At 40.5% G+C, this 22,280-nt stretch carries 21 protein-coding genes; 14 read left to right on the plus strand and 7 right to left on the minus strand.

Going from position 1 to position 22,280, the window contains the following annotated elements; all coding sequences use genetic code 11:
* Nucleotides 1-68 precede the first annotated feature (68 nt).
* The 3 genes from ACPK8D_RS04330 (at nt 69) to ACPK8D_RS04340 (ending at nt 2,266) form a co-directional block, all read left to right on the plus strand.
* Nucleotides 69-950 (plus strand): DMT family transporter, encoded by an 882-nt coding sequence (locus ACPK8D_RS04330; protein ID WP_424716610.1) that lies wholly within the window; start codon nt 69-71, stop codon nt 948-950.
* Nucleotides 951-1,117: 167 nt separating this feature from the next.
* A complete protein-coding gene (locus ACPK8D_RS04335) occupies nt 1,118-1,801 on the plus strand; it encodes an ABC transporter ATP-binding protein (protein ID WP_424716611.1) in 684 nt (227 codons plus the stop codon).
* A gap of 9 nt (nt 1,802-1,810) precedes the next feature.
* A complete protein-coding gene (locus tag ACPK8D_RS04340) occupies nt 1,811-2,266 on the plus strand; it encodes a PPC domain-containing DNA-binding protein (protein ID WP_424716612.1) in 456 nt (151 codons plus the stop codon).
* Between the two features lie 104 nt (nt 2,267-2,370).
* On the opposite strand, the gene ACPK8D_RS04345 is transcribed toward ACPK8D_RS04340, so the two are convergent.
* Complete coding sequence (locus ACPK8D_RS04345) at nt 2,371-2,760, minus strand: transcriptional regulator (protein ID WP_424716613.1); 390 nt, start codon at nt 2,758-2,760, stop codon at nt 2,371-2,373.
* 601 nt (nt 2,761-3,361) lie between these two features.
* Here ACPK8D_RS04345 and eno point away from each other — a divergent pair.
* The gene (gene eno, locus ACPK8D_RS04350) at nt 3,362-4,648 is read left to right on the plus strand and encodes a phosphopyruvate hydratase (RefSeq protein WP_424716651.1); all 1,287 of its coding nucleotides are present in this window, start codon (nt 3,362-3,364) and stop codon (nt 4,646-4,648) included.
* 474 nt (nt 4,649-5,122) lie between these two features.
* Nucleotides 5,123-6,292, plus strand: a complete 1,170-nt coding sequence (locus ACPK8D_RS04355) for an ABC transporter permease (RefSeq protein WP_424716614.1) — start codon at nt 5,123-5,125, stop codon at nt 6,290-6,292.
* Nucleotides 6,293-6,372: 80 nt separating this feature from the next.
* Here ACPK8D_RS04355 and ACPK8D_RS04360 read toward each other — a convergent pair whose 3' ends face one another.
* A complete protein-coding gene (locus ACPK8D_RS04360) occupies nt 6,373-7,185 on the minus strand; it encodes a sulfite exporter TauE/SafE family protein (RefSeq protein WP_424716615.1) in 813 nt (270 codons plus the stop codon).
* Nucleotides 7,186-7,693: 508 nt separating this feature from the next.
* Between ACPK8D_RS04360 and ACPK8D_RS04365 the strand changes: the two genes are divergently transcribed.
* The 5 genes from ACPK8D_RS04365 (at nt 7,694) to ACPK8D_RS04385 (ending at nt 11,942) form a co-directional block, all read left to right on the plus strand.
* Nucleotides 7,694-8,338 carry a hypothetical protein gene (locus ACPK8D_RS04365; RefSeq protein WP_424716616.1) on the plus strand — a complete coding sequence of 215 codons (645 nt, stop codon included), beginning with the start codon at nt 7,694-7,696 and terminating at the stop codon, nt 8,336-8,338.
* A 459-nt stretch (nt 8,339-8,797) separates the two neighbouring features.
* Entirely contained in the window at nt 8,798-10,117 is a 1,320-nt protein-coding gene (locus ACPK8D_RS04370) for an APC family permease (protein ID WP_424716617.1), read from the plus strand.
* 120 nt (nt 10,118-10,237) lie between these two features.
* Nucleotides 10,238-10,639 carry an SET domain-containing protein gene (locus ACPK8D_RS04375; protein ID WP_424716618.1) on the plus strand — a complete coding sequence of 134 codons (402 nt, stop codon included), beginning with the start codon at nt 10,238-10,240 and terminating at the stop codon, nt 10,637-10,639.
* A gap of 259 nt (nt 10,640-10,898) precedes the next feature.
* On the plus strand, nt 10,899-11,714 hold the full coding sequence (locus ACPK8D_RS04380) for a hypothetical protein (protein ID WP_424716619.1): 816 nt from the start codon (nt 10,899-10,901) through the stop codon (nt 11,712-11,714).
* Nucleotides 11,715-11,756: 42 nt separating this feature from the next.
* Entirely contained in the window at nt 11,757-11,942 is a 186-nt protein-coding gene (locus ACPK8D_RS04385) for a hypothetical protein (protein WP_424716620.1), read from the plus strand.
* Nucleotides 11,943-11,956: 14 nt separating this feature from the next.
* Here ACPK8D_RS04385 and ACPK8D_RS04390 read toward each other — a convergent pair whose 3' ends face one another.
* Nucleotides 11,957-13,750 (minus strand): PKD domain-containing protein, encoded by a 1,794-nt coding sequence (locus ACPK8D_RS04390; protein WP_424716621.1) that lies wholly within the window; start codon nt 13,748-13,750, stop codon nt 11,957-11,959.
* A gap of 525 nt (nt 13,751-14,275) precedes the next feature.
* Here ACPK8D_RS04390 and ACPK8D_RS04395 point away from each other — a divergent pair.
* Entirely contained in the window at nt 14,276-15,367 is a 1,092-nt protein-coding gene (locus ACPK8D_RS04395) for a type I restriction endonuclease (protein WP_424716622.1), read from the plus strand.
* 132 nt (nt 15,368-15,499) lie between these two features.
* On the opposite strand, the gene ACPK8D_RS04400 is transcribed toward ACPK8D_RS04395, so the two are convergent.
* Entirely contained in the window at nt 15,500-15,625 is a 126-nt protein-coding gene (locus ACPK8D_RS04400) for a hypothetical protein (protein ID WP_424716623.1), read from the minus strand.
* Between the two features lie 774 nt (nt 15,626-16,399).
* On the opposite strand from ACPK8D_RS04400, the gene ACPK8D_RS04405 reads away from it, so the two are divergent.
* Nucleotides 16,400-17,659 carry a PEGA domain-containing protein gene (locus tag ACPK8D_RS04405; protein ID WP_424716624.1) on the plus strand — a complete coding sequence of 420 codons (1,260 nt, stop codon included), beginning with the start codon at nt 16,400-16,402 and terminating at the stop codon, nt 17,657-17,659.
* Between the two features lie 353 nt (nt 17,660-18,012).
* On the opposite strand, the gene ACPK8D_RS04410 is transcribed toward ACPK8D_RS04405, so the two are convergent.
* From ACPK8D_RS04410 to ACPK8D_RS04420, 3 genes are all read right to left on the minus strand, one after another.
* On the minus strand, nt 18,013-18,231 hold the full coding sequence (locus ACPK8D_RS04410; RefSeq protein ID WP_424716625.1) for a hypothetical protein: 219 nt from the start codon (nt 18,229-18,231) through the stop codon (nt 18,013-18,015).
* A 623-nt stretch (nt 18,232-18,854) separates the two neighbouring features.
* Nucleotides 18,855-19,670: an ABC transporter permease gene (locus ACPK8D_RS04415; protein WP_424716626.1), complete on the minus strand. Its 816-nt coding sequence runs from the start codon at nt 19,668-19,670 to the stop codon at nt 18,855-18,857.
* 172 nt (nt 19,671-19,842) lie between these two features.
* A complete protein-coding gene (locus ACPK8D_RS04420; protein ID WP_424716627.1) occupies nt 19,843-20,067 on the minus strand; it encodes a hypothetical protein in 225 nt (74 codons plus the stop codon).
* A gap of 125 nt (nt 20,068-20,192) precedes the next feature.
* Here ACPK8D_RS04420 and ACPK8D_RS04425 point away from each other — a divergent pair, with 125 nt between their 5' ends.
* Complete coding sequence (locus ACPK8D_RS04425; RefSeq protein WP_424716628.1) at nt 20,193-20,912, plus strand: CDGSH iron-sulfur domain-containing protein; 720 nt, start codon at nt 20,193-20,195, stop codon at nt 20,910-20,912.
* Between the two features lie 875 nt (nt 20,913-21,787).
* The gene (locus tag ACPK8D_RS04430) at nt 21,788-22,267 is read left to right on the plus strand and encodes a MarR family winged helix-turn-helix transcriptional regulator (RefSeq protein ID WP_424716629.1); all 480 of its coding nucleotides are present in this window, start codon (nt 21,788-21,790) and stop codon (nt 22,265-22,267) included.
* Nucleotides 22,268-22,280 lie beyond the last annotated feature (13 nt).

Here is a 22,280-nt window from a genome sequence, read left to right on the forward strand (position 1 = left end):
AGGATTCTGATCCTGTATTTTCCCGACGCCCAAAAAAGTATATATCTGCAAGCTTTTAATTCTCGACCATGACTGCGCAGGAAAACTCTTTAAAACCGTATTTGGAGGTTATAACTGGCAGCATAATTTATGGCACGATCGGGATCTTTCTGGATAGAATTGAGGACATGTCAGCCGGATCTATCCTTTTCTCCAGGCTCTTTTTTGGGCTTTGTGTGGTTTTTATTTACCTGCTGTTCAATCGAGGGCTTGGACAGCTGAAACCCGAAAAGAAAAGAAGGTACCTTCTGCTCCTGGGACTTTTAAACGCGATAACAGGAATGTGTTATTTTTCATCTATCCGATATAGCGGAGTCTCGGTTGCCGTCCTCCTGCTTTACACGGCTCCGGTATATGTTAATTTACTTGCTCCCTCTATTCTCGGGGAACATAGAGGAAGCGACAGCTTTCTCCCCCTCCTGCTCGCAATTGCAGGAGTTTTACTGATTGCCCGCCCGGGAGAAATTCTGGTGGATACGGGCCCTGATTTCCAGAAAGGCCTTATCTTTGGGCTGCTGTCAGGGCTGTCATTCGGTGCGACTATAATAACGATCCGGTATCTCAGGGATGATTACTCAGGGATAGCTCAGACTTTCTGGCTGACCGGAATAAGCCTTCTCTTCATGCTGCCGGCTGCACTCGCCACTCCACCTGCCGCCTTCGTTAGAAACCTCGATACCCTGCTTCTCTTCGGCTTAACCATTACCTTCGCGGCCGTAATTTACCTCAGAGGGATCTCAGGAATCACGGCACAGACAGGAAGTATTCTTGCCCTGGTCGAGCCGGTCTCCGGAATTTTCTTTGATATTACTGTTCTTAAAAATCCGCTCTATATCTCGACTTTCCTTGGCTGCAGTTTAATTCTCACAGCAGCTTATATTGTAAGCAAAAGGAATGGAGTAAACGTGTGAAATGGAAGGACAGAATGCAGGGATTTCGTCTCTAAATAAAAGAGAAAATAAAGAGGAGGCTGCATCAGAATAACGTTTTTCCGCAGGATCTTGCGCTCTGCCCAAAAGCTATTTACTTAAGAGGCCCTCTATTTTTATTACAATGGTTTTGAATACGCAGGAAAAGCATGACTGAAGAAAGCCCAATTATCGAGCTTAAAAACCTGACAAAAATATATAAAAACGGAATGGAATTTAGCGCGCTCGACAATGCAAATTTAAGAATCAAAAAAGGGGAATTTGTGGCCGTTGTCGGGCCATCGGGTTCAGGTAAAAGCACTCTTATGCATCTGATAGGCCTGCTGGACACCCCAAGTTCGGGGACGCTCCTGATAGACGGCAGAGATGTAACGAAAATGTCGGATAAGGAACGCTCCGAGTTGCGGAACAGGATGCTCGGCTTCGTCTTCCAGTACCATCACCTGCTTCCGGATTTTACGGCCCTGGAAAATGTAATAATGCCGCTCTTAATTGCGGGAAAAAGCAGGAAAGAAGCAAAAGAAATTGCCGAAAAACTCCTGAAGGAAGTAGGGCTTGAAGACCGGATGGATCATAAACCCGGTGAACTTTCAGGAGGACAGAACCAGAGAGTTGCAGTAGCAAGGGCGCTGAGCTGCTCGCCTGCAATCGTACTGGGGGACGAGCCTACAGGCAACCTTGATACAAAAACGGGTGACCTGATCTATGAGTTGCTCAGGCGGCTGAACAGGGAGTATAATCAGACCTTTATCGTGGTTACTCATAATGAAGACCTGGCCTCAAAAGCCGATAGGATTATCAGACTTGTAGACGGGAAAATTACAGATCAGTGAGGGGAAAAGATGGAGTACGCAAAAGGAAGAATAGGCAGGGTATTTACCGTCAGGATCGATCACGGAGATGACCTGATTCTGGAGCTTATCAAACTTGCTGAACTGGAGCGCATCGAATCTGCTGTTTTTATGCTGCTGGGCGCGTTAAAAGAAGCAAAGCTTGTTACGGGCCCGAAAGAAAGTAAGACACCGCCGGAACCTGTATGGTTCGGCTTTGATGATGCCCATGAGGTTCTGGGTATAGGAGATATTTTTTTAAAGGATGGAAAACCGAAAATCCACCTGCATGCAGGCGCAGGCAGAGGAGATAACGTAAAACTTGGGTGCTTGAGAGGTGAGAGCGAAGTTTTTATGGTAGTTGAGGTTTTCGTCTTTGAGCTGGAGGGTATTTCTGCCAGAAGAATTGAGGATCAAGAACAAGGTTTTGCTCCTGTAGGTTTTGAGCAGATCTCGAACCTGGAATGACATTCAGGTAAAACAAGTGCTATAGTCAGTGCTCGAAAGTCCGGGTGTAATAGCGAGAATTAAAATTACAGTCCTGCAAAAGAGTCTGGCAGTTTTTCTCAAGCTTAATTCTGAAATATTGTCTCCAGTTCTCGAAGCCTTTTGAGTGCAATTATTTTTTCTTTATTGTCTTTTAAATATTCTTCTTCAAGGACCTTTACAATTTCCGGGAAGGGAACTGTTAACTGGTAGTACTTCACTGGTCTGCCTTTTCCTTTATTCTTTTTTTCAGACCTTTCGTCCACCCAGCCTCTATCCCTCAGGGGACGCATGGCTACACTCACTTCCGGTTGTCTCAGCCCTGATACAAGTTCGATGTGAAGGGACCTGAGCTCCCTGCAGTCTTTCAGACATACGATCGCGGTGGCCTCCGTCCTCGGGAGTCCCAGGCTCTGGAGCATATCAATGATTGAATACTCTTTTTCGGTTAAATTAACTGGAGAATCGTCGGTCATCGAAAGTGAATAATACTTTCATGTTTATATATTTTATGTAGATAATATTATTTCTTTGAATAAATTGAGTATTGTTAAGAAGTAAAATAGCTATCAAACCCGGATAAAACCTTTTTTTGGAATGTTTTAATATAAAAACTCGTATTAGTAAATCTCTGGAAAAAAACCGGTTTTGTAATCCTGACCAAAACCTTTAAAGCTAGTGTTTGCAGGAAATGAACATTCCTGAAATTCGGAAAGCCTGAGTTAAGGATTACAAAGTAAGAAATCTCCTGTAAACACCCGAGGTACGATATTCCCGGATTCACGCAGGTACGGACGCCCGAGACCTGAGGAAAAAGTATTTCTGGATTTGGGAATTCAACATGTAATCTTTATGTGTTAATCAGGCTTTCTTATGAGAAAATAGCGTAAAACTTAATTAAAATTATTCGCGTTAACCGGATAAAGAATTAAATACAATTCGGACATCTAACGGTTAAGTTAAGGTTAAGCTTCAAATTAAGACTAAGCTTCAAATTAACTTTAAGCTTCAAACTAAGGTTAAGTTTCAAATAACAGAATATATGTATATAGATCAGAGATTAAAAAGGGTGAAATGATGTCGTATATCGGTCTACAGCAGGATTCTGGAGAATATAAAATCCAAAAGATACATGCTCGGGAGATCCTGGATTCAAGGGGAAATCCCACTATTGAAGTTGATGTGTTTACACCGAAGGGATTTGGCAGAGCCAGTGTCCCTTCAGGGGCTTCCACTGGTACGAATGAAGCCCTTGAACTGCGGGATGCAGACCCTAACAGGTATGGAGGAAAAGGAGTTCTCACTGCAGTAAAGAACGTGAACACCATCATCCAGAAGGAATTGCTGGGGCTTGATGTGCGAAACCAGCGGGAAATCGATGAGCTGATGATCGAGCTCGACGAGACCGATAACAAATCAAACCTGGGGGCTAATGCAATCCTTGGAGTATCCATGGCTGTTGCAAAAGCCGCTGCCGATTCCCTCAATATTCCTCTCTACCGCTATTTTGGGGGCTCAAATGCCTTTACTCTGCCAGTACCCACAATGAATGTCCTTAACGGGGGCAAGCACGCAGGCAACGAGCTTGCAATCCAGGAATTCATGGTTCAGCCCAAAGGTGCGGAAACCTTTTATGAAGCTCTCCAGATCGGGGCAGAAATCTATCATATTCTTGGAAAATTACTGGAAAAGAAATACGGCAGGTCTTCTACTAACGTGGGCTATGAAGGAGGATATGCTCCCAAAATGAGCGAGTCAACCGAAGCTCTTGATGCCCTTGTCCAGGCTATTGAGGAAGCCGGCTATACCGACACCGAAGTCACAATCGGGCTTGATGCTGCAGCCTCCGAGTTTTACGAAGACGAACTCTACACAATTGACGGGAAGAAACTCGCTGCTTCCGAACTGATGGATTACTACGTCGAACTTGTGAATTCCTATCCTATCCTCTCCATTGAAGATCCCTTCTATGAGGAAGCCTTTGAGGATTTCGAAGCCCTGACCAATGAACTCTGGGATACGATTATTGTTGGTGACGACCTCTTTGTTACAAACATTGAGAGGCTTTCAAAAGGCGTTGACATGGGAGCTGCAAATGCACTTCTCTTAAAAATCAACCAGATCGGAACACTTTCCGAAGCTTTTGATGCCGCAAGCATGGCTTCCAGGAATGGCTATACCGTAATAGTAAGCCACCGTTCTGCCGAAACCGAAGACACCACAATCTCGGACCTCTCAGTCGCTATCGGGGCAGAAATGATCAAGACCGGAGCCCCGGCCCGTGGAGAAAGGACTGCAAAATATAATCAGCTTCTCAGAATCGAGGAAGACCTGGGTGAGGTTGCACATTACGTGCAGATCTAACCTTTTTAATTTTTCATTTTATTTTCTTTTTTAGTCTTTTTTAGCCTTTTTTTAGCCTTTTTTAGCCTTCTTTTTTGGATTTGTCTCGTTTTCCATCTTTTTTTGCTTTACTGCAACTTTATACACTCTCTCAACTACTTTCTGAATCTATCTCCTGAGAGTACTGGAAACTAATTTATAATCAGCTTCACAAGAATAATTACAGAATAATTTCAATTACAGAATAATTTCAGGTACCTGGTAAATCATGAATATCTGAAGTAAGAGCTAAATCTAAGTAAGAGCCCGATAAAGTTAAAACATATATTTTCTGATATTTTTGAAATCCCGCAGGATTTAACCTTCTAGAAATTGTAGATAGATCGATGACCGAGACTGGCTGGAAAACTTTCTTATACATCCGGAATTCACTCAGATAGGATTTATCAAATAGGGCTTATCCAGATGGGATTTATTAGATCGGAGTTTATCCACATGTACGAACTGAAAATCGCTTTGAGGCAGGTTTTGTCCAGAAGAAAGCAAACTTTTTTCGCCATTCTGGCAGTTGCCCTTGCCGTAGCCGTTATTACGGTGATGATGGCTATGCTTTCGGGTTTTCAGACTGAACTCGTACAGTCAAGCATTGAAAATAGTCCCCATATTGTTATAACTCCTCAAGACGAAGAAGAAGAGTTTATTCATCTTTACAGGTACAACTCGGCGCAGGTTGCGGAAAAAGAAGGAGTTCTAGCGGTATCTCCCAAATATCTGGGCCAGGCAGCCCTGGAATACCGGGATAATGCCGAAGGAGTTTCGCTTCAGGGGATTGAACCTGAGGCTGAAGATACGGTTATGCGAGTAAGCGAGGATATGGTAGAAGGGAGCTTCCTATCACTTGTCCATACAGGGTACGGGATCGTGCTTGGAGATAAGCTTGCAGAAAACCTTGAGGTTCAACCTGGAGATCGTGTGGATGCGGTTTTTCCAGGGTCTCAAACCACTTCCTTTAAGGTTGTAGGCCTTATTCACACCGGGACTGGTGCAGATGAGGTAACAGCCTATGCAAGGCTTGATTCGGTGCAGCAATTCTTTAATGAGCCCGGGGTTGTGAGCACGATAGGCGTCAGGGTTACAGACCCATACCAGGCCGAAGCTATCGCAGGGTCGATTGAAAGAGAGTCCGGGCTTGATGCCGTCAGCTGGCTCGAAACAAATGCGGAAATTCTGAACCTGCTGAATACCCAGAGGATCTTTGTAAATATCTTCTATTTATTAATCTATGGAATTGCAGGTTTCGGGATAGCAAATACCCTGATTACCATCGTTGCCCAGAGGACCCGGGAAATCGGCATCCTGAAAGCCATGGGAGCCTCTCAGAAAAGCATAATGGCTGTGTTTCTTTTCCAGTCCGTAATCCTTGGAGCCATTGGCCTGGTGCTCGGCACTGTTCTTGGTTACGTTGCAATTGTCATACTTCAAAACTACGAAATCGAGGTTCCGCAGGAAATGTATTTCGGGCTCCAGACCCTGCCTCTTGAAGTCGAAGCCCTTAATTTTTTATATGCGGCTTTCTTCGCTTTCATAATCAATATAATTTCGGGCATCTACCCTGCGCGAAAAGCTGCAAAACTCGATCCTGTGAAAGCTATCGAGAGTGCCTGAATGGAATTTTTATTCCTGAGTTTTATCTCAAAAGTCTCATTTTTACCTTTTTTTAGAAACTTCCTTCAGCAGTTCGGCTTTCAAATAATTCCTATCATTTCCAGCCCTACGTAAATCATTAAAAGCACAAAAAGGTGTTTCAGGTGTTCCGGGTTTACCAGATGGGCAAATTCCGCTCCCCCTCTTGCTGCGAGAAACCCGGGGACTGCAAGCAAAATCCAGTCAATGAGATTGATATACCCAAGAGAATAAGGAGGAAGCCCTGGTTGCCCCCAGCCGTTGATTATATACCCTATCGACCCTCCAAAAGAGGTAAAAATTATTACCGCAGCCGAGGTTCCGACAGCTTTTCGCATATCAAAATGCAGAAAAACAAGCATTATCGGAATTGCAATTACTCCTCCGCCTATTCCAAGAAGCCCTGAAAAAAAGCCTATGGAAATGCCGGTAAGGATGTAAAGTACCGGATTGGTACTTATTTCACCCCCTTCTCGAACAGCAGGCACCATGTAGGTTCTTAGCGCTCCGATTATGATCACGATCCCGAAAATTGTGCTCAGGGTTGAAGCCGATAGCTGAGAAGCTACAGCCGCTCCCCCAAAGCTGAAAATCAAGCCTGAGATTCCCATAATCGTTGCCTGTTTCCACTGGACTGCGTGTTTTTGCTGATACTTTAAAGTAACACTTATGGAGTTTGGCAGGATCACGAAAAGGCTTGTGCCGAGAGCTATCCGTATAGCCAGGTCAGGCTCCAGCCCGGTTTCCTGCAAAAGCCAGTACTGGACAGGAGTCATGACAAAGCCTCCCCCCACGCCCAGCAGGCCCGAGATAATGCCTGTAAACGCGCCTGTTAAAATCAGAATTGCAAGATAAAGAGGTTCTGCAGGAGTCATTTCAGTTTGATATTTTTTTCTGTTCAGTATTTTTCATTTTTATTCTGGGATCTGAAAACAGCCAGATTTAAGAAGAGGTCTCTGGCTGCTTTCTAAAAGGGGTTGCGAGTTTATCTAAGTTAACAGTCTCGTACTTAACAGTCTCATACTTAACAGTCTCATACGGATAAAATACAATACAGCTGCTCATATTCAAACGGAAATACCCGGAACTTGCAGAAAGGTTATACTTGAAAGGATAAAGCATGGGTTAGAGGGTAACTATTTCTTTTAAATAATTTCCCCTCCGAGAATAATGGCTAGTTTCTTTAAAGTCCCTGGGCTCAATTTCCCGGCTGTTTAAAAGTTAGTTTGTTTAAAAGTTAGTTTGTTTAAAATCAGTTGATTTATGTAGTTAGTTTATTTACCATGGGCAGGTTTATAAATTATTTACCACGTCGGCTTATGAATTATTTGCAACAAACAGATTTATAAACTGCTTATCGTAATGGGTTTAAGAGGTGCTTTTATGATCAAAATGGAATTACACGGTACATACAATATCTATTATGCTATTCTTGGCATGCGAAATCCTATGAACTCCTGGCACCTTATAGACAGCAGTGAGCCTGATGAGGCAGGGAACTGCAAGCTCGGAGAAAAGGACCTGAACCTGGCCCAGCGCCTGACCCTTGCAGGGAACGAGCACGGCAAGTTTTTAAGGTTCATTACGGTCTGTTTCGACCTCACAGCTCCTCTCTACTGGTGGAAGGAGTTTGATACCTACAAATTCACAGAAAAGAATTCCACTTCAACGATGCATAAGCTGACCAGCAAGGAGCTTGCACCTCACGACTTCTCTTTTGATACGCTGACCGATTACAGGAATGACCAGATCCGGCACCTGAATAGCCTTATCAAAGCCTACAAATCCCGCGAGGGCGACAGCGAAGATGACAATGCATATCGGAAGGCGGTTTTCAGGGAACTAGTCCAGGACCTGCCGAGCGCATTTCTGCAGAAAAGGACCGTTATAACCAATTATGCCGAGCTCCGCAACATTTACTTCCAGCGCCGCCACCACAAGCTTGACGAGTGGAGAGATTTCTGCGCCTGGATGAAAGAGACGCTGCCGTATGCAGAAGAGCTCATCTGCCTGGAAAAGAAGGAGTAAAACCGGGAATATCCTTTCAGCGACCCCTGCCGGAAATAGATTGATTTCAGAAACCCAGGCTCTTACCGGTCGTGCGAACACGACCGGCTTTTTCTTAAAATTATAAAAAAATCAGTAGAATATCTGGAAATTTGCCTCTCATAGCTTTACATTACAGGTCCTCGATATGGTTTTTACAACATTTTTACTGTGCGTGCTCCTAAAGACAAAGGCTTATATATTTGAGATACTTGCTTCTTCCTGTCCATCCCTGTAAATCAGAACTTTATTTTCATGCCTTTTTCAGGTGTTTTCCATGTTTAGTTCTTTTCTTTACTGAGGGGCGGGGTAGAACGTATCTAATGACGCATTAATGGTCAGAGAACCTGTTATGGTCAGAAGGCCTGTTTGCGAACAAATAAATACACCGAACATTTTACAAATATACCGAACATTTTACAGATAATTTAAGAGATAAAAATGACTGAACTTGAAAAAACAATTTCCTTCAGGCGGGGTATGGGGCTTGCAATCTGCATGCTTATAGGGACAGGGATTCTGGCGCTGCCGGGCCTGGCGCTTGATGCGGGAACTGTCCATGAGGCAATTCTGGGCTGGTTTATTATAGCCGCTGTCGCAGTCCCGCTTATTGCGATCTGCTCCCGCCTTGGTTTAAGATTTCCTTCGACAGCCGGGCTTGCCGGGTATGCTGAGGAGGCTGTGGGGCCCTGGGGAGGATATGCGGTTTCCTATCTTGTGGGAGGCTCTTTCTTTTTCGGGCTTCCGGCGGTTGCCCTTATAGGCAGTGAATATATGAGGCAGCTTTTCCAGCTGTCTGAAGCCGGAGCAGCGCTTTTTGCGGTCCTCCTTGTAACCCTTATGTTCCTTTCTAACCTGGCAGGAATGAGGGTTATCTCCATGATCAACTATGCAGCTCTGGCTGTTCTTTTCCTGCTCATAGGCCTGCTCATTGCCTTCAACCTTGATTTTCTGGGCTCAGGCCTCGGGATTGCCAGCGAAGCTATTAACGGTAAAGGGCATGTAGACCTGAGTAACACCTGGAAAGTTGCAGCTCTCCTCTTCTGGGCTTTTCTGGGCTGGGAAAACCTTTCTTTTTCGCTGGGCGAGATAAAAGATCCTGAAAGGAACGTACCTCGTCTTTATTGGCTGAGCTTTGTCCTTGTGACCTCGATCTATCTTGTGCTTGCCCTTATCAGCACTGGAGCCAGTGCTTCAGGCACTCCCCTTCAGGGTGCAGCCGGACTTTCCGGGCTCGTGCTTTTTACGCCCGGAGGAAATCTCCTCATCTGGCTCATGATAATAGTTATTGCAGCAAATGCCTGTTCCTGGAATTTTACTGCAAGCCGCCTGCTCTATGCGGGAGGCAGGACAGGTATCTTCCCTCAGGCTTTCGGAAAACTTTCAACAGGGAATATTCCTGTATCCAGCCTGGTCGGGCTGTATATTCTTTCAATCTGCCTTATTGCCGGAAGTTACCTCTTCAAAATTCCCGTATCAGCCATGATGCTGCTCGTAAACCAGAACTTTGTTTTCCTTTACGCCTTCATTATAATCGCCTACTGGAAAACCGAAGCTGGCTGGCAGAAATGGGTCATCACGGCTCTTTCAGTAGTATCCCTGAGTTTTTTAATTTCAGGGTTTACCTGGAAAATCGTTTATCCTATCTTTTTGATAGGTTTCGGGTACTTAAGGTTTGTCAGGAGTACGGATAAAATCCCTGAATCCAGATTCCCCGCATCCGGAAGTTCCGAATCCCGAAGTCCAGTATCCGGAAAATAAGATGCTTTATAAATATAGAACCTTTCAAAAAGATTTGAGGGAAAGCTATAAATTATATGTTTTCTCAAATAATAAAACAGTTTACCCTCAATTTTTTAAAGCTTGCAGGAATCCGGTCATATGAAGCCAATAAGCGTGAAAGACTCACCTGGAAAAGGTAGAGGGGTATTTGCACAGCGAAATATTAAAAGAGGCGAGGTAATAGAAACCTGTCCTGTCATAGTTTTACCCGCTGAAGAGATAGATTCACTTGAGCTTACCGAACTCTACAATTACTACTTCGCCTGGGGGCCCGACTCAAAGGATGCGGCTATCGCTCTGGGCTATGGCTCCCTTTACAACCACTCGTACACCCCGAATGCGAGGTACTGCAAAGACTTCGATAATAACCTTTTGAGATATATCTGTATAAGAGAAATCAAGGAAGACGAAGAAATCACAATAAACTATAACTGCGACCCTGAGGATACAACTCCTGTCTGGTTTGATCTTGCAGGCCAGGAAGATATCGAGGTTTGCTGAAAGAAATAACTGTTGGCTACTAAACGTTAACTACTCCAACTATCGGCTGTTCTCAAGAAAGAAGTGATTTCTTCTTTCTAGCCCTGATTTCAGGTTTTTAAGCTCTTTTTTCTTCTCAGGCTGCCTGCGTTTATACGCGAAGGTACGAAGACTATATTTTCTTCAACCGCCTTGTAATAAGAAATTGCCTGTGGAATCTTATTCCGGGCCAATTTGAAACTGAGTTTCTCCTGAAAATATAGGTAAAAAGGAATTAAAAATGGAAAGTGCACTTCTTACGGTTTTTCGGGTAAGCCTGTTCGAAACCTTTTGCGTCACAGGATCTTTGATCCTTATCGGCATAATACTCGGCCTTCTTGAGAACCGGGCCAACTTCTACGTCCAGAGGGCCTTTGGCAGGAAAGGAACCCTGGTAACAGCCTGGATAGGCACTCCAATTCATGAACTCGGCCACCTGCTGATGTGCTATTTATTCAGGCACAAAGTAAATAAGTTCAAGTTATTTGACCGCAAAGCAAAGGACGGAGTCCTGGGATACGTCAACCACGGCTGGAACCCGAAAAGCTTCTACCAGAACATAGGAAACTTTTTCATAGGCATGGGCCCGATCTTCAGCGGGACTGCAGCCCTCATCGTCGGGATGCACCTGCTCCTGCCGGATTCCTTTGCCAGGGTTGCCGACTATTTTGCCCTTGAACCCGCCCGGCCGGATCAGTATATGTTGACAAAAATCTTCGCCCTTACCGCGGGCCTCTTTGAAAGTATTTTTTCGGCAGAAAACCTGCTTTCTCTCAATTTCTGGATCTATTTTGCTCTCGCAATCGGAATCTCTTCCCATATAGCCCTGAGCCGGGAAGACCTTAAAGGGGCAGGCAGGGGCTTAATAACAATCTTCACTTTTATTTTACTGGTAAATCTGGTTGCCCTTATCTTCAATGCCGATCTTTCCGGGCTTTTTACAGGCATCCTGGCTCTAAACGTATATCTGCTGGCTTTCTCAATGATTTCGATTGTTTTTTCTTTAATCAGGCTGGTTTTAAGCGCTTTTGTGTATTATGCGGCCTATCTTCCTTAACTGGTATAACGACCCTGCATTGTAAATTTATTAAGGGTTAGAATGGGAGTAGAAATAGCAGCAAGAACTGAAGGGAAGGACGGATTGCTCTTTAGAGGGGTCTTTGCTGCTTATTCAAAATCGGTTCATAGAGCTAAACACGGAACTAAAAGAGCAGTAGTTTTCATATTATTTGTAAAACAAATACTCCCCACTCCCTCTAACTTTGATTTTTTTATTATTCTTTAATTAATATGTTCACTTTATTTTGGAGACAGAGTATTAATTACAGAGTTTGCGTCATCAATCAATGCCTGTCCTTCCTCTTGTGAAAGTAATCCACTGTTGATATAGCCTTTTACCTCGTTAATGAAAGAATTAAGTTTATTAATTGATTCATTCGTTTTTCCCAAATTCAGACTTTTTACCGCTTCGTTAAGTTTAACAATTAAATTATTACTTTGTCCAGAATTCAGGTCCAGGCTTTGTACCATAGAAATTGTTTGCTCGATTTTCTGCGCAGGCGTCAGGACATTAATTGTAACGTCCTTTGATGTTGTGTTGTAGTTTGCAGTATCAGTGGGAGTAAAATCTACATGCAATGTTTGAGTGCCTGCACTCAGTACAGTGCCTTCTGCTGGAGTATAGGCAAATGTTCCAGGCACTGAAGCAACTGCATTTAACTGAGTGCTACTTAATGGTGTTCCTTGGATTATATCAGCAGGATTGCTCCAGGTAACTGTTGGAGTAACCTTCAGAACATTGATTGTAGCATTTCTTGAATCTGTACCATTTTCGTTACTTGCAGTCAAATTAACAGTATAAGTTCCTGAATTCATGTACACATGAACAGGAGCTTCTTCCGTCGAGTCAATAATTCCAGCATTTTTAAAGTCCCAACTTCTTGATGTTGCATTTTCTGAAAGGTCAGTAAACTGGACTGAGAGAGGAACATAACCTTGAGTAACATTGCTACTGAAGTTCGCTAAAGGAAGTACTGGTTCCGTTTCTTTGTATGAGATAGTGCCCATATATATGTCGGCGTTTTCATAGCCATGCCTCCACACTATCCTGTCACCATATATAGCAGGATATAATCCGTCTGCGTGAGGATCGATTGCATGATCTTGGGTCGAAATTTCTTGGGAAGTAGACAAATCATATAAGACAATATGATATCCATTGAGCCCATCCATCCAGACTATCCGGTCACCATATATGTCAGGATTTTCCCCTGCACCCTGCTGGTTAATCTGAGTTTTCTGTCGAGTAGACAGATTATACAAGTAAACCTTGTCGTAGATAACACTGTCACCAACAATACTTGCCTCTGACCACACTATTCTATCACCATATATTGCAGGACTTAACGCTGAACTGCTAAAGGATATCTGATTTCTCTGTTGAGTCAAGAGGTTGTACACATAGGTACCTCCAGATCCCGGTTGTAACCCTTTGCGATTATCACACCAAACTATCTTGTTATCATAAATAGCAGGACTACTCGCATATCCACTACCAATAATTTGAGTTTCTTTCTTAGTAGACAGGTCATACATGAAAAGAGTACTCTGACCTATAAACAGATCTGACCACACTATTTTATCTCCATATATTGCAGGACTTGATGCTGATAGGCTTTGTGAGATTTGAGTTTCCTGTTGAGTCGATAGATCATACATGTAAATATTTCTACTATTATTACGTCCCTCTGACCACACTATTCTATCACCATATATTGTAGGACTTAACGCTGATCCGCTGTGCGTGATTTGAGTTTCCCGTTGAGTCGATAGATCATACACGTAGATATCAGGGTGCCCATATTCATTACGCTGATCCGACCACACTATCCTGTCGCCATAAATATCGGGATGATCATTGTACGCTTTTCCACTATGAGTAATCTGAGTTTCAGTTATCGTAAGCTGAGTATTTTGTGCAGTAGCCGCCGAAGCAGTAGACAAAGCAAGAATTAACAGCGCCAGCACCGTTATTCCTAAAACTCCAATGAGAGCACAACCTCTCCGTGTTCCATTACGTTTTATTTCTTCCATTTAAACTCTCCACAAATTAATTTTAGAATTTATAATGAAACACAGTTAAAAGTAAAATCACATAAGCTTTTCTATATAATGAAATAGCTTTGAATAAGAATGAATTTATTACTATCTGTATAACTTTATATTAATTCAACCCTTTCGATAATACAAGCTTCTCAAACTTCCAAACTAGCAAAATTTGAAAAGACCAGCCAGGATAAACATTAAACTCCTTCGGAGATTCATAGAACAGGGTCTGGAAAGATTCCTCGGTTTCCTCCCCCAGATGTATATTTTATATTTTTATGTCGTGAGCTTTTACTAAAAAACTGTTTAGACACTTTATGATCAGTTACATACTAAGGATAAGCAAATAGAAACGCGGATGAAAGTACACATGATATAAATATGCAAATAAAACCGATACATAAATAATTTCTGATTTCCCTTGAGTGGCGGAAACAAAACAGAAATTATATCTGTAAGAATGTTATGATATCTTAATACTATTAAGTAAATTTGCACCAGAGGCGTTTAATTGTGGATTTTATCGATCAAATAAAAGTACTAGCTGCTAAGATTCCTAGTTTATCAATGAATATAAAAACAGAAGAGGCAACAAAAAACGCTCTTGTTTTGCCTCTCCTAAATATATTAGGATACAATGTTTTTGATCCAACAGAAGTTGTTCCCGAATTCACAACTGATTACGGTACGAAAAAAGGCGAAAAGGTAGATTATGCAATTTTTAGAGACGGGAAGCCAGTAATATTAATTGAGTGCAAAAATATTGATGCTGATTTGGACATAGTTCATGCATCTCAGCTATTCCGATACTTTACAGTGAGTGATGCAAAAATCGGAATTTTGACAAATGGCATTATATATCGTTTTTTTACAGATATCGATGCTCCAAATAAAATGGATGAAAAGGCTTTCTTAGAAATAAACCTTCTGGACATTAAAGAACCCTTGATAAATGAATTGAAGCGATTTCAGAAGGAATCATTTAATATTGATGATTTAGCGAGTGTAGCCTGCGATTTAAAATATACCAAGGAAATAAAGTTAATACTTGCTAATGAAATAAATAATCCTTCTGAAGAGTTTGTTAAATTTTTTGCCAAAAAAGTAAAGGATGGAGTTTTTACTCAAAGCGTTCGTGATAAGTTTACAATTATTACAAAAAATGCTCTGAATCAGTTCATTAACGATAGAATTAATGACAGATTAAAATTTGCTATGACTGATACGGTTAGTTCTACTTCAAATACAAATGATAATATTGAAAAACCACAAACCGAGACTGAAAACGTTGTTCAAGATGAAATTGTAACTACAGATAAAGAGTTAGAATGTTATTATATTGTAAAATCTATTCTTCGTGAAGATATTGATATAAAAAGGATTACTATTCGAGATAAGAAAAACTACTGCGGTATTTTATTGGATGATAACAACAGAAGACCAATTTGTCGTTTGTATTTCAACACTAAAAACAAATATCTAGGATTATTTGTTGATAACAAAAATGAAGAAAAGGTTTCTATTGTGGATTTAAACGATATTTATAATTATGCAGATAAACTAAAAACCACAATTAGCAACTATGAAAATAACAACAAAATTTAGGCTAGTATAATATTTTAATGTATAGGATTTTGTGCATAAGAGTACAAAATCAAGTAAAATGGATTGTAGTTGGACTAATATGTTAAATTATTAAGGGTCTAGTGCCATTATATCTGTTTAAACGCGTAAGTTTTACTTTAATGCAAACGGCTCTGCACCTACAGTACTCACCAGCATTAAAAGCGCCAGCACCGTTACTCCTAAAACTCCAATGAGAGCATAACCTCTTCGTGCTTCATTACGTTTCGTTTCTTCCATTTAAACTTTCCACAAATTAATTTTAGAATTTATAATGAAACACAGTTAAAAGTAAAATCACACAGGCTTTTCCATATAAAGAAAACAATTTAAATAAAAAAGAATTCTTTTCTATACCTCTCAAATCGCATCTAATTCAATCTATTTTTAGTGTATCTCATGGTCTTTAATTATTAGTCAGTGGAATCCTAATAGTGTCAACTCCAGAGTGGCTAATTTAAATATAAATGAAGATGTTAAAAACAAAAAAGACAGAAAATAAAAACCTCCCAGAGATTGCCAAAATTTCCACTTAACCTTCAAGTCGGTGTGGCCCAATCGGCGATGTGAGAATGCAAAGAACCGCCCTTTAATTTATTTCGCACATCTTTCATAGAGCTTTGTACATTCCGTAGAGCAGTATGCACGCTATTGCGCCTAATATCAAATAAAAAAACGATCATATGTCCATTAGATAATATAACCGTACAAACTATTTAATTTCTTTTTATCTATTGTGCCTTCTCGATTGTAACTAATCCCGGAGGGGATAGCACGTTAATATCAAGCTTCTGTCAAAGAATATGGATACAAAGAAGCTGTGGTGGAAGTTTTTGTGATATTTATGGGTAAAAATTGTCTATTGTCTTTATTGTGAATATCTCCCTCGATAATCGCACCTTTAAAATGAGCCTCTTTCTGGTTTAAAGATTGGAGTAAAATGTCATCAATTTATATATAAGTCTCGCATTAAATATTAAAAATTCAAGTATGTAATAAATATGAGATGAACACATGCATGGAATAGCATCAAAAGGGAAGAAAAATACAATAGTCCGTTGGCTTTTCGGGATCTTGTTTTTACTTTTAAGTATAACTTCTATATCGTCTTCTTTTATTGCTGCCTTGCTTTTTCTTTTAGCAGGTATTATATCAATTCCGCCGACAGCAGCCCAATTGGACAGAAAATCGAATTTTAAAATGTCTGGCACGGTAAGGTTTTTCGTTGTTTTTATAATAGTAATGTTTGCATCTGCTGCATTGCCTTCTGCAGATTCAACGATAGAACTCAATAATAGTACAGATACAATAGTAGCACCTCTTACATCTGCTAATGATACAACCCCGATATCAGAGCCGGCATCGACAGTAGTAACAACACCTGACAATAAAGGAATATTAGACATAGAAACAAGTCCTACAGGCGCTGTTGTTACAGTTGATGGGGTTTCACGGGGTTTATCTCCGGTAAAAGGGTTGTCTGTGGATGAAGGAAAACACGTTATAGACTTATATCTCTCAGGATACAACCCTAAATCATTAACGGTGTATGTAACGAATTCAGATACAAAAACAATAAGCTGGACTTTTACCCCATATGTAAGTCCTGATCCAACACCCACAGAAACATCTGAAGTAACACCAACAAATGATTACGATAGTTCATTGGTCAAGAATTACGATGTTATAGAAGAGAATGATATAAGCATGAAAGCTTTAACTAAGTCTTTATCTGCATATACAACAGAGGAACTTAATTCCTTACCACTAAACACAAGGAAAGAATACAGAGTCGTAATTTCTCCTGATGTTTCAAAAGAAGAGTTAAAATCTACGTTAATTCAAGTGGTAATGGATAAAACATCTGCAAATAGTGATATTGATGAAGTTGTTGTTTTTGCCTATGATAGAAAGGAGGATGTAGATGATGCATTCACTTTAGGCAAAGTTGAATGGTGTCCAAATGGTGATTGGGGCTCTATGACCCCAGAAATTGCTTCTAGTAATGATCGATCTTCTTATCAGTTTATATTTGACATTAAAGATAAAGTTGGAAATGTAGATGCTTCAGACAGCCCTACAGAAAGAGAGTATGAAATCTATAATTATTACGAGAAATGCTACGATGCTGCATGGGATAATATTGACTTGAGTGATCCAACAGCAACTCCAGATGAAGACTTAATAATGGAAGAAGTTGCCAAAAAGTATGGAATTACTAAAGAAGAAGCGAGTAGAATTTGCGATAAAGTAGTGATTTATAAAATTAGTTGATTTGGATTTGGACAAAAGTTATGATTTGAAGTAATAGCCGACAAAAATGATTTATTTGCAGGTTAATATTTCCTTATTCTGCAAATAAATTTCTATTTTTTAAAATTCTGGTCGTGCAACACTAGCTGGTTGATATTTCATCTTTAAAATAATATTGCTCATCTACATTTGTTTTTTAACTTCATCTGCTACAGGAAATTGAATTCATATAAACTCAAAAGAGAGGTTCTGGGCGCGATTATGTAAAGCTACAGGGAAATATTAACCTATTATTGATGGGCTACCAGATTTTTAGTGATGCACCTAAATTTGTGGACAATAATAAAAAGGTTATATAGAACAACCTTTAAATTTTAAGATGATATGGCTACAACAGCATTTGTATTTGTACTAATTACAGAGACAGTATCATCACCGGCATTGGCTGCATAAATTTTTTCCCCACTTGGACTGGCAGCAACGTCCACTGGACCGAAACCGACATTCACCGTGGCTATAACACTGTTTGTAGTAGTGTCAATTACAGAAACAGTACTGTCTACGTCGTTTGAAATATATGCACGGGTTTGCACCAGCAATACTCACCAGCATTAAAAGAGCCATTAATTTTATTCCTAAAACTCCAATGAGAGTATAACCTCTTCGTATTCCATTATGTTTTATTTATTCCACTTAAACTCTCTACAAACTAATTTTAAAATTTATAATGAAACACAGTTAAAAGTAAAATCACATAAAGGCCTCTCTTTAAAGAAAGGGTTTTTAATGAAAAAGTAAGGAGTACGAGTTGTCTTTGCTCTTTTTCGCAGGAGATCTACAGCATTAGTAAATATTTTTCTTTTGGTGCCTGTACAAAACTCAAAATTGCTTCTTTAAATCCCCATTTTATAATCAATCGAGATACTTATCATTAAACAAAAATATAACTTATATACTTATTTTAAATAGGATACTCTATTTGATAAAGGAAATGCACAAGGAATAAAGAATACAATTATTCTCAAAAGAATTAATATCGGTATACTTTTTAAGACCCATGCTGCTCCCTCGCTTTCTTCAATTTCACTGAAATCCAGACCATGTGCCGCCTGTTTCAACCAGAGCCCAGTTTTCCCGAATCTTTCAGTAAGCCTCTGGATATCGCAATTCGCAAGCTCTTCAAATTTATATCCCTATCAATTTAAGGGCTTCTATTTCATACTATAGTTCTTGACGTCCATCTCAGTATTTTTGTATCCACGTAATATCTGAAGAATTGGTCAAACAAAAAACTCACGAATCCAAGAAGAAGTAAATAAGCAATTACATAATCAGTCCTGTGCAGATAATTGTTATGCCAAATTTGATATCCAAATCCGTTTGTACTAACCCCCCACATCAAATACTCTGCAACAAGGATACACATCCAACCCATTCCCGAGGCAATCCTGATTCCTCCTACAATTGAATGCAAGGCTGAGGGAGTTCCAATTAAATTCTTAAGGTCGATGTTTTTTGTATAACCAGAAACCTCTGCAGTTTCGACATAAACTGCAGACGTGTTTTTTAAACCCAAGTATGTATTAATAAGGATAGGAAAGACCATTCCTACGAACACAACAAAACCTATAGCTTTATGTGTTAATCCAAAAAATACAATCGCCCAAGGAACCAAAAAAATAGCAAAAATAGTCCAGGCGAAAGGAGATATCAGGCGCAACATTTTGATTAAAGGGTCGATTGCTCTGCTTGCTTGTTTGAACCATGCCATAGCTATTCCAAGAGGGATGCCAATTGTTAACGCAGCAACAAATCCGATTGAAAAGTGAAGTAAGCTTGTTAATGTATCAGAAAAAATTAGCCCGCTTGTGACAGTGTCGAAGAAAGCAATTATTACATCATAAAAACTAGGCAGAATAAATTTGTTTTGTACTACTCTATCCGCTACAAGCTGCCATATAATGATTGCGATTATGAGATATAATGCTTCAATGACTTTTTCTTCTGCAGGTCTTGTGAAAATATTTTTCATATTAGATTAATAGGACTTACATTCTTGAGTATTTTTCTGCAAATTTTTTAAAGTCGAAATTGTGTTGATGTACATGATGAGAATTTATTTGGCACTGTAAAGTTTTCGTCGGCTATTTGAGAATGCTCTTTTTGTGAAGTCGACAACTAATGTTATTAGGATTTATATAATATTAGCCGACGAAGACTTTACAAAACCCTATTTTTATTGGATCGTTCGTATTCTCCTTAAAAGTAGTACTGCTCCAGCTAATTGATTTTACAGCTTCCTCACTTTCCCCAATTTCACTGAAATCCAGACCAAGTGCCGCTTGTTTTAACCAGAGACCCATTTTCCCGAATCTTTCCGTAAGCCTCAGATCGCAATTCGCAAGCTTTTCAACTTTACTTATTCCCATGAGTTTAAGTGCCTCTGTTGTTTATAGACAGTATAAATAGGAAAACAATATAAATCCTCAAAGAGGTGAATAGTCAGACTAAATATCCAGTACTGCATTATAAGAGGTAATGGGGGATTATGATTATGGCAGTCAATGAGAAAGAAATGAAGATTAAGATAATCAAAGATGGACCGTATCGGGTTACAGGTGGAGTGCCGCTTTTCGAACAGGTAATTATCACAGACGACGCTGGCCATACCAGAGAATTAATTGATATAAAGGAATACCCTCGGAAGGAAGCCTATATCTTATGCCGCTGTGGCTCATCCGAAAACAAGCCCTTCTGTGATGGGGCCCACAGCAAGGTCGGTTTTGATGGTAGCGAAACAGCCAGCAGAAAGCCTTACCTGGAAAAAGCGGAAACGTTTGAGGGTCCTGATTTAAAACTCACTGATGTCTACGAGCTCTGCGATCATTCCCGTTTCTGCCAGCGGTCTGGCGGAATAAGGAATCTTATACAAAAATCAGACGACCCGGAAGCCCGACAAACCGCCATAGAGGAAGCTATGATCTGCCCGTCGGGACGGCTGGTCCTGTGGGACAAGAAGACAGGCGAACCCTTTGAAAAAGAATTTGAACCATCTATTGTACTGGTTCACGACAAACAAAAAGGTTGTGAAGGTCCCCTTTGGGTTCGAGGCGGTGTCCCCATTGAATCCGCAGATGGCAGCATGTACGAATCCCGGAACAGAGTAACCCTCTGTCGCTGCGGGAAGTCAGAGAACAAGCCCTACTGTGACGGCAGCCACTGGATGAACAGCCAGCAGAAGCTCGAGTTCAGGAAGAAATGGGGCCTGGAATGAGTGAGTTCGTTGGATTCATAGTGGTTGTTAGCTTGCGGAAATATTAGTCTCGCACAACAATCAGGCAATCCAAAAGCCAAAGTGAGAGCAATCAATGGGCGATTCCGCGAAAAAAAATAGAAAATTCGAGGGTAGCCTTCTTTATTCCATAATATCCTCGAACTCCTTTTGGCTCTACAGATGCTGCCAAAGTCTCATCAGCCTACCTTAAGTTTTCGTTTTCACGTCTCTGAATAGATTGAATTGTGACGCGGCTCAGGTCGCCCATAAGACTGCCAATCATATGTTCCTTCCCTATCTGTCAAACGATCGATACCTTTCTCCAGCTTGAGCAAAGTCGTTTGTTTTGAATATCTTCAAAGGGCTTGAAGACGTTTATGCTACGATCAGGCGAGGTCGAGACGCTTGAACTCTTTTGCGTAGTTGAAGTCCTCACCCATCGGGTTGGTCCTGGAGGAATGCTGGTGCAGGATTTCGATCTTCAACTGTTCAGTCACCAGTCGTGGTTCGTCATGCCTCTACCGGTTTTATAATTTATTAATTTCTTATGCAACTAAAATACATACTAAGAATTTTAGTTTCCCACTCTATGTTGAAACTAGTTTTTAATCTATGAACATTTTATCGCATAAATGGTATTTTTAAAGGATCTTGCAGGATGCAGTGTTAATAAATAAATTCCATATACCGAATTTTTATTTGTTTTTATTTTTTATAAGATAGTTGAGGATCTCGCACACTAATTATAATCCCGTAGTAACTATTATATGCCTCATAAACCTATCAGGAATCAGATTAGTTTCAGACGTAACGATTATATAAATTTTCTTTATTTAAAAATAAGCTCATCCGGTTCAAAAATTAAAGGATAAATTATGGAAAAATCAGGAGAAATAGACCCGAGGGAGATACTGGGTCCGATTGCCCACATCTACCGGAGCCATCTGGCATATATGACAAAGGAACTTGAAGCTTACAGGGTCGGAAGCGGGCAATTTGAGTTTTTATTGATTTTATATCATAGAGACGGTGTCTCCCAGGAAACCCTTGCAAAAATCCTGAAAGTGAGCAAAGCAACAAGTACCAGAGCGATCCAGAGCCTGGAAAAAGAAGGTTATGTATACAGACAGAGGGACGAAAGTGATCTTCGGGCTTACAGGGTTTACCTGACCGAAAAAGGAAAGGAAATGAGAGACTTCATTCTTGAAAAATTGACTTCCTTTATTGATATTCTCTTTTCGGATTTCACCTTTGAAGAAAAAGAAATTTTCAGGCTACTCATTCATAAAGCTTCGATTAGACTTTTTGACCCTGAATTCGAGCCTCCGCCTGACAGGCCTGATGACCTGAAGTAAAAATTATGAGATG

Origin of the sequence: Methanosarcina sp. (assembly GCF_049706645.1) — an archaeon.
GTDB lineage: Archaea > Halobacteriota > Methanosarcinia > Methanosarcinales > Methanosarcinaceae > Methanosarcina.

Coding starts and splice junctions, on each gene's coding strand:
- ACPK8D_RS04330 (WP_424716610.1), top strand. CDS start 69: ATGACTGCGCAGGAAAACTCTTTAAAACCGTATTTGGAGGTTATAACT.
- ACPK8D_RS04335 (WP_424716611.1), top strand. CDS start 1,118: ATGACTGAAGAAAGCCCAATTATCGAGCTTAAAAACCTGACAAAAATA.
- ACPK8D_RS04340 (WP_424716612.1), top strand. CDS start 1,811: ATGGAGTACGCAAAAGGAAGAATAGGCAGGGTATTTACCGTCAGGATC.
- ACPK8D_RS04345 (WP_424716613.1), bottom strand. CDS start 2,760: ATGACCGACGATTCTCCAGTTAATTTAACCGAAAAAGAGTATTCAATC.
- eno (WP_424716651.1), top strand. CDS start 3,362: ATGTCGTATATCGGTCTACAGCAGGATTCTGGAGAATATAAAATCCAA.
- ACPK8D_RS04355 (WP_424716614.1), top strand. CDS start 5,123: ATGTACGAACTGAAAATCGCTTTGAGGCAGGTTTTGTCCAGAAGAAAG.
- ACPK8D_RS04360 (WP_424716615.1), bottom strand. CDS start 7,185: ATGACTCCTGCAGAACCTCTTTATCTTGCAATTCTGATTTTAACAGGC.
- ACPK8D_RS04365 (WP_424716616.1), top strand. CDS start 7,694: ATGATCAAAATGGAATTACACGGTACATACAATATCTATTATGCTATT.
- ACPK8D_RS04370 (WP_424716617.1), top strand. CDS start 8,798: ATGACTGAACTTGAAAAAACAATTTCCTTCAGGCGGGGTATGGGGCTT.
- ACPK8D_RS04375 (WP_424716618.1), top strand. CDS start 10,238: ATGAAGCCAATAAGCGTGAAAGACTCACCTGGAAAAGGTAGAGGGGTA.
- ACPK8D_RS04380 (WP_424716619.1), top strand. CDS start 10,899: ATGGAAAGTGCACTTCTTACGGTTTTTCGGGTAAGCCTGTTCGAAACC.
- ACPK8D_RS04385 (WP_424716620.1), top strand. CDS start 11,757: ATGGGAGTAGAAATAGCAGCAAGAACTGAAGGGAAGGACGGATTGCTC.
- ACPK8D_RS04390 (WP_424716621.1), bottom strand. CDS start 13,750: ATGGAAGAAATAAAACGTAATGGAACACGGAGAGGTTGTGCTCTCATT.
- ACPK8D_RS04400 (WP_424716623.1), bottom strand. CDS start 15,625: ATGGAAGAAACGAAACGTAATGAAGCACGAAGAGGTTATGCTCTCATT.
- ACPK8D_RS04405 (WP_424716624.1), top strand. CDS start 16,400: ATGCATGGAATAGCATCAAAAGGGAAGAAAAATACAATAGTCCGTTGG.
- ACPK8D_RS04415 (WP_424716626.1), bottom strand. CDS start 19,670: ATGAAAAATATTTTCACAAGACCTGCAGAAGAAAAAGTCATTGAAGCA.
- ACPK8D_RS04420 (WP_424716627.1), bottom strand. CDS start 20,067: ATGGGAATAAGTAAAGTTGAAAAGCTTGCGAATTGCGATCTGAGGCTT.
- ACPK8D_RS04425 (WP_424716628.1), top strand. CDS start 20,193: ATGGCAGTCAATGAGAAAGAAATGAAGATTAAGATAATCAAAGATGGA.
- ACPK8D_RS04430 (WP_424716629.1), top strand. CDS start 21,788: ATGGAAAAATCAGGAGAAATAGACCCGAGGGAGATACTGGGTCCGATT.